Source organism: Arthrobacter sp. H35-D1 (genome assembly GCF_030063185.1).
Classification (GTDB): domain Bacteria; phylum Actinomycetota; class Actinomycetes; order Actinomycetales; family Micrococcaceae; genus Specibacter.
In genome coordinates, this window is sequence record NZ_JASISP010000048.1 from 1 (window position 1) to 5,918 (window position 5,918).

The following is a 5,918-nucleotide window of genomic DNA, read 5'->3' on the forward strand; positions in this document are numbered from 1 at the left end:
CGGATCATCAAACGCGCCATCTCCAAATACCGTGCCAAAGAACGAAGCCCCGACCGCCGCACCTACCCCGCCACACTCACCACCAAGATCTTGACAACACCCCTCAGAACCTAACCGAACGGCATTGAGGCTAACGGGGAGGATCCCTTCGCCGCGATCGACACTGCCATCGGCTGGGAATCCTTGGCTGAAAGCATCGCCCAGGCCAAGGAACTGACCCGGCCCGCACTCGAGGACCACCTCGCCCTCGTCAGCGCCCACTTCACCACTCTGCGCCGCTACACCCCGGCATTTCTTGCCGTCCTTGACCTCCAGGCAGCCCCCGCAGCGCAAGACCTGCTGGCTGCTATCAAGATCATCCGCACCATGAACACCACCGGTGCCCGAAAGATCCCCGACGATGCACCCACGTCATTCATCCGGGCTAGGTGGAAGCCTCTGGTGTTCACCGAGAACGGCGCCGACCGGGGATTCTACGAGTTCTGCGCCCTGGCGGAACTCAAGAATGCACTGCGGTCCGGAGACATGTGGGTCACCGGCTCCCGGCAATTCCGTGACTTCAATGACTACCTGCTGGCCGGCTCCGACTACACGCTGATGAAGCGTGCAGGGGAACTGCCCCTGGTCACAGCCAATGGCGGCGAACAGTATCTCAAAGACCGTCTTGCCCTACTCAGCGAACGTCTGCACCAAGTCAACGCCTTGGCCGCCCGCGATGACCTGCCCGGGGTGCTGATCACCGCCAACGGCGTGAAGATTACCCCGCTCGAGACGATCGTGCCACAACACGCGCAGCCCCTGATCGACCAGGCCAGCGCCATGTTCCCGCGGATCCGGATCACCGACCTGTTGATGGAAGTCGATGGCTGGACGGGCTTCACCCGCCACTTCACCAACCTCAAATCCGGCCAACCCTCCAAGGACAAGCAGCTGCTGCTCACCGCGATCCTGGCCGACGGAATCAACCTGGGCCTGACCAAGATGTCCGAGTCATGCACCGGCGTCACCTACGCCCAGTTGGACCGCCAGCAGGCTTCCCATATCCGGGATGAAACCTACAGTGCCGCCCTGGCCGAGCTGGTCAATACCCAGCACGCACACTCCTTCGCAGCGCACTGGGGCGATGGCACCACCTCTTCCTCGGACGGGCAGCGCTTCCGCGCAGGTAGCCATGCTGAATCCACCGGGCATGTGAACCCGAAATATGGGGCCGAGCCCGGACGGATGATCTACACGCACGTCTCAGACAAATACTCGCCCTTCCACACCAAACTGATCAACGTCGGTGACCGCGACGCGACCTACGTCTTGGATGGGCTGCTGTATCACGAGTCCGATCTGGCGATCCAGGAGCATTACACCGACACCGCAGGGTTCACCGACCATCTCTTCGCCCTCATGCACTTACTTGGATACCGGTTCGCACCCCGGATCCGCAACATCGGCGACACCCGCCTCTACACACCCACCAACGATCCGGAGCTTGCCACCTTGGCGCCGCTGATCGGCGGCACCATCAACACCAAAACCATCACCGCACACTGGGATGAAATCCTCCGCCTGGCCACATCCATCAAGACCGGCACCGTGACCGCCTCCTTGATGATGCGCAAACTCGGCGCCTATCCCCGCCAAAACGGACTCGCCACCGCACTGAGGGAACTAGGCAAACTGGAACGAACTCTCTTCCTGCTGGACTGGCTCCAAGATCCCGACCTGCGGCGCAAAGTCACGGCCGGGCTGAACAAGGGCGAAGCCCGGAACACCCTGGCCCGGGCCGTTTTCTTCAACAGACTTGGAGAGATCCGCGACCGCAGCTTCGAGCAGCAACGCTACCGGGCCTCGGGGCTGAATCTTCTCACCGCGGCTATCGTTCTCTGGAACACGGTCTATTTTGAGCGCACCATCACTACCTTGAATCAGGAGGGTGCCGCCACGGACCCTGAGCTGCTGCGGTTCCTCTCACCCCTGGGATGGGAACACATCAACCTCACCGGCGACTACACCTGGCCACGCACCAACAAGATCAAACCCGGCAAATACAGGCCACTAAGGCGCTCGACAAAACCTTAGCGTCGGATATTTCACTTTTTCACATTATGGCCGCTATTTCATCCAATGCTCTATTGCGGTTAGTTGCATCAATCCGGGGCTTGTCGACATTTATGCAGGTCAGGGCCCTAATTCAGCTCTGGATTCCGCTTGGTTATTTTCTCTGCCTTGTCTCCGTGCGGTGTCGGAAAGCTTTCTGACCTGCACCCTTGCAAACAGATTGCATCTGATGAAAGATGTATTCATCTAATGCAAGTTGCGGAAGGGGGTGTTTTTGGATGGCCGGGAACAGTTTTGCACCGGGGGCTACGGGTCTGCATCTGATCGGTGATCTGCCCCTGCTGCGGCCGGAGGAACAGGTCTTCACGGCCATGTTGGATGGTTGGCGCAACCAGCAGTTGGCCCGCAACTTGGCATTCTCCACGATCGAGGGCCGTGAGAAGGCGGTGCGAGCATTCGCCCTCCACGCCGACGCTTTCCCGTGGGTCTGGACGCCGCAGATGGTGGATGAGTGGATGGGTGATTTGCGGTCGGTCCGGAACTTGCACCACTCCACGCTGCGGACCTACCAAGGGACCATCCGTTCTTTTTGCGGGTTCGTGACCGACCCGGGCTATGGCTGGGCGGCCATTTGCCAGGATCGTTTCGGCACCCACCCGATACAGGTGATCCACGAGTGGAATGCGGCCGTGCATGTTCAGGAAGCTGAGTCAGGTCCGATCAAGCGTGCCTTCACGCGTGATGAACTGCAGGCGTTCTTCGATTATGCCGATGAACAGGTTGTGCGGGTGCGCGGGCGTGGACGCAAGGGCTGGCTGCCGGCGTTCCGTGACGCGATGCTTTTCAAGACCGCCTACGCCTTCGGACTGCGCCGCAACGAGGCGCGGATGCTCGATGTTGTGGACTTTGGCCGCAACCCTCGGGGTCCGGAGTTCGGGGACTACGGCGTCCTCTACATCCGCCATGGCAAGGCCATGAAGGGATCCCCACCCAAGCGCCGCAGTGTGTTGACGGTTTTTGATTGGTCGGCAGAGATCTTGCAGCAGTGGACTGAAGAGGTCCGTCCCTTGTTCTCCACGGCTGGGTCCGGGGCGCTGTGGCCTTCGGAACGTTCGACCCGCGTGGGATTTACCCAGATGAATACCCGTTTCGGGACCTATCGGGACAGTCTTGGCCTGGATAGGGGTCTGGATTTTCATTCCTTTCGGCGGTCCTACGTCACGCACTTGATCGAGGATGGTTGGGATGCGAGGTTCGTTCAGGAACAAGTAGGACACGAACACGCTTCCACGACCTCGATCTACACCTGTGTCTCTTCCGACTTCCGCACCAGGACGCTCCGCCGTGCCCTGGACACCACGCTTACTGCTGCCCGGCAGCTGGAAAGGAAACCTTGATGAAACGCCAGGTAAGTTACCAATGGAGGCTGCGGGAAGTCATGGCCACCCGGGGGATTTTCAACGCCACCGACCTGTCCCCGCTACTACGTCAGCGCGGCATCGAGCTGTCCTCGGTGCAGGTCTGGCGGCTGGTTACCCAGGTCCCGGAGCGGCTCTCCCTGCCAGTTCTTGCCGCGCTTTGCGACATCCTAGACGTGACAGCTGCAGAGCTGATCGCCACCCGGGCAGAGGCTGTGGCTCCACGCCGCACCGCCGACGGTGGTGCCGAGATCGTGGACCTCGCGGCCACTATCCGGCCCAAGCGTGCCCGGATCACCCCCGAACGGTGAGTCCGTCCTACGACAGCCGTGGAAAGTATGAGCGGTGGCATATACGAACCTGTGCTCGCTGCGGCCGGCAAGCTGCCAAGGCAGCGAACTGGTCAGATGGGCCAATCTGTCGGAACTGCCTGGATAAGGCCAGTCGAACTTACGGTTCCTGCCCCGGCTGCGGTACGGAGCGTCTGTTGCCGGGTCGGGACAGCACTGGCCAACCAGTGTGTCGGGATTGTGCAGGAATTACCCGCGATTTCTTCTGCGACCGTTGTCATTTTGAGGGACGTTTGCTCGGTGGAAGGCTGTGCGAACGCTGCACCCTCACCGACCGTCTGCGCTCACTGCTCGATGATGGAACCGGCCGGATCCATCCACCGCTGATCCCACTGTTTGATCAGTTGCGGACCATGCCGAAGCCAGTCTTGGCGCTGGGCTGGATCCGGAGCGCCCAGCCCAACACGATGTTGCGAGATCTTGCCGCCGGGCGACTCGCCCTGACCCATGAAGCGTTCCAGCAACTACCCAATTGGAGAACTGCTGCCTATCTACGCGATCTTCTCATGCAAATCGGTGTCTTGCCCCTCAGAGACAGACAACTCCTCCTCTTTGAACGATGGCTGGAGACCCATCTGGGAGCCGTTGCTGATCCCGTCCATGCCAAGCTGCTGCACCGTTTCGCCACATGGCACCAACTACGCAAACTACGGGCCAAAGCAGCCAAAGCCCCGCTGGGTGATTCGACAGCCCGAGAAGCCCACGAGCAACAAATCCAGGCTTTGGCGTTCCTGACTTGGCTCACACGCCGCGGCACCGCCGTGAACGACACCCGGCAAGGCGATCTGGACGCCTGGCAAAGCGAGAACTACTTCACGCGCCGGGCATCCCACGCATTCCTGACCTGGTGCATGAACACCAGCAACATGCCCACCCTGACCATCCATTCCCGACAAGCGGCGCGTCAGGCGCCTATGAGTCAACACCACAGAATCAGTGCCATTCAACGCCTTCTCGCCGAGGAGAGTATCCCGCTGCATGCCAGGATAGCGGGCCTGTTGGTTCTGCTCTACGCCCAACCGGCAACACGCATCGTGAGGCTTTCGATCAGCGACATCAACACAGACGGCGGCACCACCACCACCATCCGTTTTGGCGATCCGCCTACACCTGTACCCGAATCGGTGGCCCGGCTCCTGCAGGAATACCTGACGAACCGCATCAACCTGGACGCGGCAACCAACCCCGGATCCCACTGGCTCTTCCCCGGACAACGCGCCGGCCAACCCATTCACCCGGTCACCCTCCGTGCCTTCCTGCACAAACAAGGCATCCCACCCCAACGCGGACGAACCTCCGCACTACGACACTTAGTGCTCCAAGTCCCAGCCCCCGTCCTGGCCCAGGCGCTCGGCTATCACCACACCAGCACCACCAGAATCGCCGCAGAGGCCGGATCGCCCTGGGCCGGCTACGCACCAGGAGGCCACGACTAGCCAACCGCAGACGGAACCCAGACACCACACGAAAGCAGGCAACTCTAATACAGACCGTTACCAGCAAGCCCCAAAAAAGATTTGTCACTTGTGAGACGTTTTGGTTTCAGAGGACATAAGTAAGCATAAGGGAAGCAGCTGCATGGGAATTGGGGGGAGACATGGAGCACTACACGGATATCGAGACGGACCGCAACATGTCCCTAGACATTGCGTTGCTGTCCCTAGTCCAGTCCGGAGACCGGGATGCCTTCCGGCAGATATATGAACGCCACTTCAAGGCGGTGGCGTGGATCGCTTTGAGGTTCCTTGGCTCCAAAGAGCTCAGCGAAGATGCCGTTCAGGCGACGTTTCTCGTTCTGTGGCAGAAGTCGAAAGAGATCGTTCTCGCCGACTCGTCACTCATGCCGTGGCTTGCGACAGTGTGTAGGTTGCAGTGCCGCAATATCCAGAAGAAAGAATGGCGACGAGACCACACCTCCATTGATGATTTCCCCCAACTCCAAGCGGGGGATCGCTCCCTTGAGGATCAGGTTGTTAGCGGCCATGGCAAACTGCCCATAGGCGGCCACGTAACTGCCCACTGATGGCCAGCAGAAATGCCCATTGGTGGCCATGAGATCTGCCCACTCTTATTTTCTAGCATCGCCGTGTTGTTAACG

Annotated in this window: 4 protein-coding genes and 1 pseudogene; all 5 read left to right on the plus strand. The window is 60.1% G+C overall.

The annotated features are described in order from the left end of the window. Positions 1-132: 132 nt before the first annotated feature. Positions 133-2,073, plus strand: a pseudogene (locus QMG25_RS20015) (Tn3 family transposase); the annotation flags it as partial. A 257-nt stretch (positions 2,074-2,330) separates the two neighbouring features. Then, entirely contained in the window at positions 2,331-3,449 is a 1,119-nt protein-coding gene (locus QMG25_RS20020) for a tyrosine-type recombinase/integrase (protein WP_283462848.1), read from the plus strand. Beyond that, a complete protein-coding gene (locus tag QMG25_RS20025; protein WP_283462849.1) occupies positions 3,449-3,781 on the plus strand; it encodes a helix-turn-helix domain-containing protein in 333 nt (110 codons plus the stop codon). The genes QMG25_RS20020 and QMG25_RS20025 overlap by 1 nt, the downstream gene beginning before the upstream one ends. A gap of 392 nt (positions 3,782-4,173) precedes the next feature. Continuing rightward, on the plus strand, positions 4,174-5,256 hold the full coding sequence (locus QMG25_RS20030) for a site-specific integrase (RefSeq protein ID WP_283462850.1): 1,083 nt from the start codon (positions 4,174-4,176) through the stop codon (positions 5,254-5,256). Positions 5,257-5,417: 161 nt separating this feature from the next. Further along, positions 5,418-5,843: an RNA polymerase sigma factor gene (locus QMG25_RS20035; protein WP_283462851.1), complete on the plus strand. Its 426-nt coding sequence runs from the start codon at positions 5,418-5,420 to the stop codon at positions 5,841-5,843. The last annotated feature ends 75 nt before the right edge of the window (positions 5,844-5,918 follow it).

Coding starts and splice junctions, on each gene's coding strand:
- QMG25_RS20020 (WP_283462848.1), top strand. CDS start 2,331: ATGGCCGGGAACAGTTTTGCACCGGGGGCTACGGGTCTGCATCTGATC.
- QMG25_RS20025 (WP_283462849.1), top strand. CDS start 3,449: ATGAAACGCCAGGTAAGTTACCAATGGAGGCTGCGGGAAGTCATGGCC.
- QMG25_RS20030 (WP_283462850.1), top strand. CDS start 4,174: ATGCCGAAGCCAGTCTTGGCGCTGGGCTGGATCCGGAGCGCCCAGCCC.
- QMG25_RS20035 (WP_283462851.1), top strand. CDS start 5,418: ATGGAGCACTACACGGATATCGAGACGGACCGCAACATGTCCCTAGAC.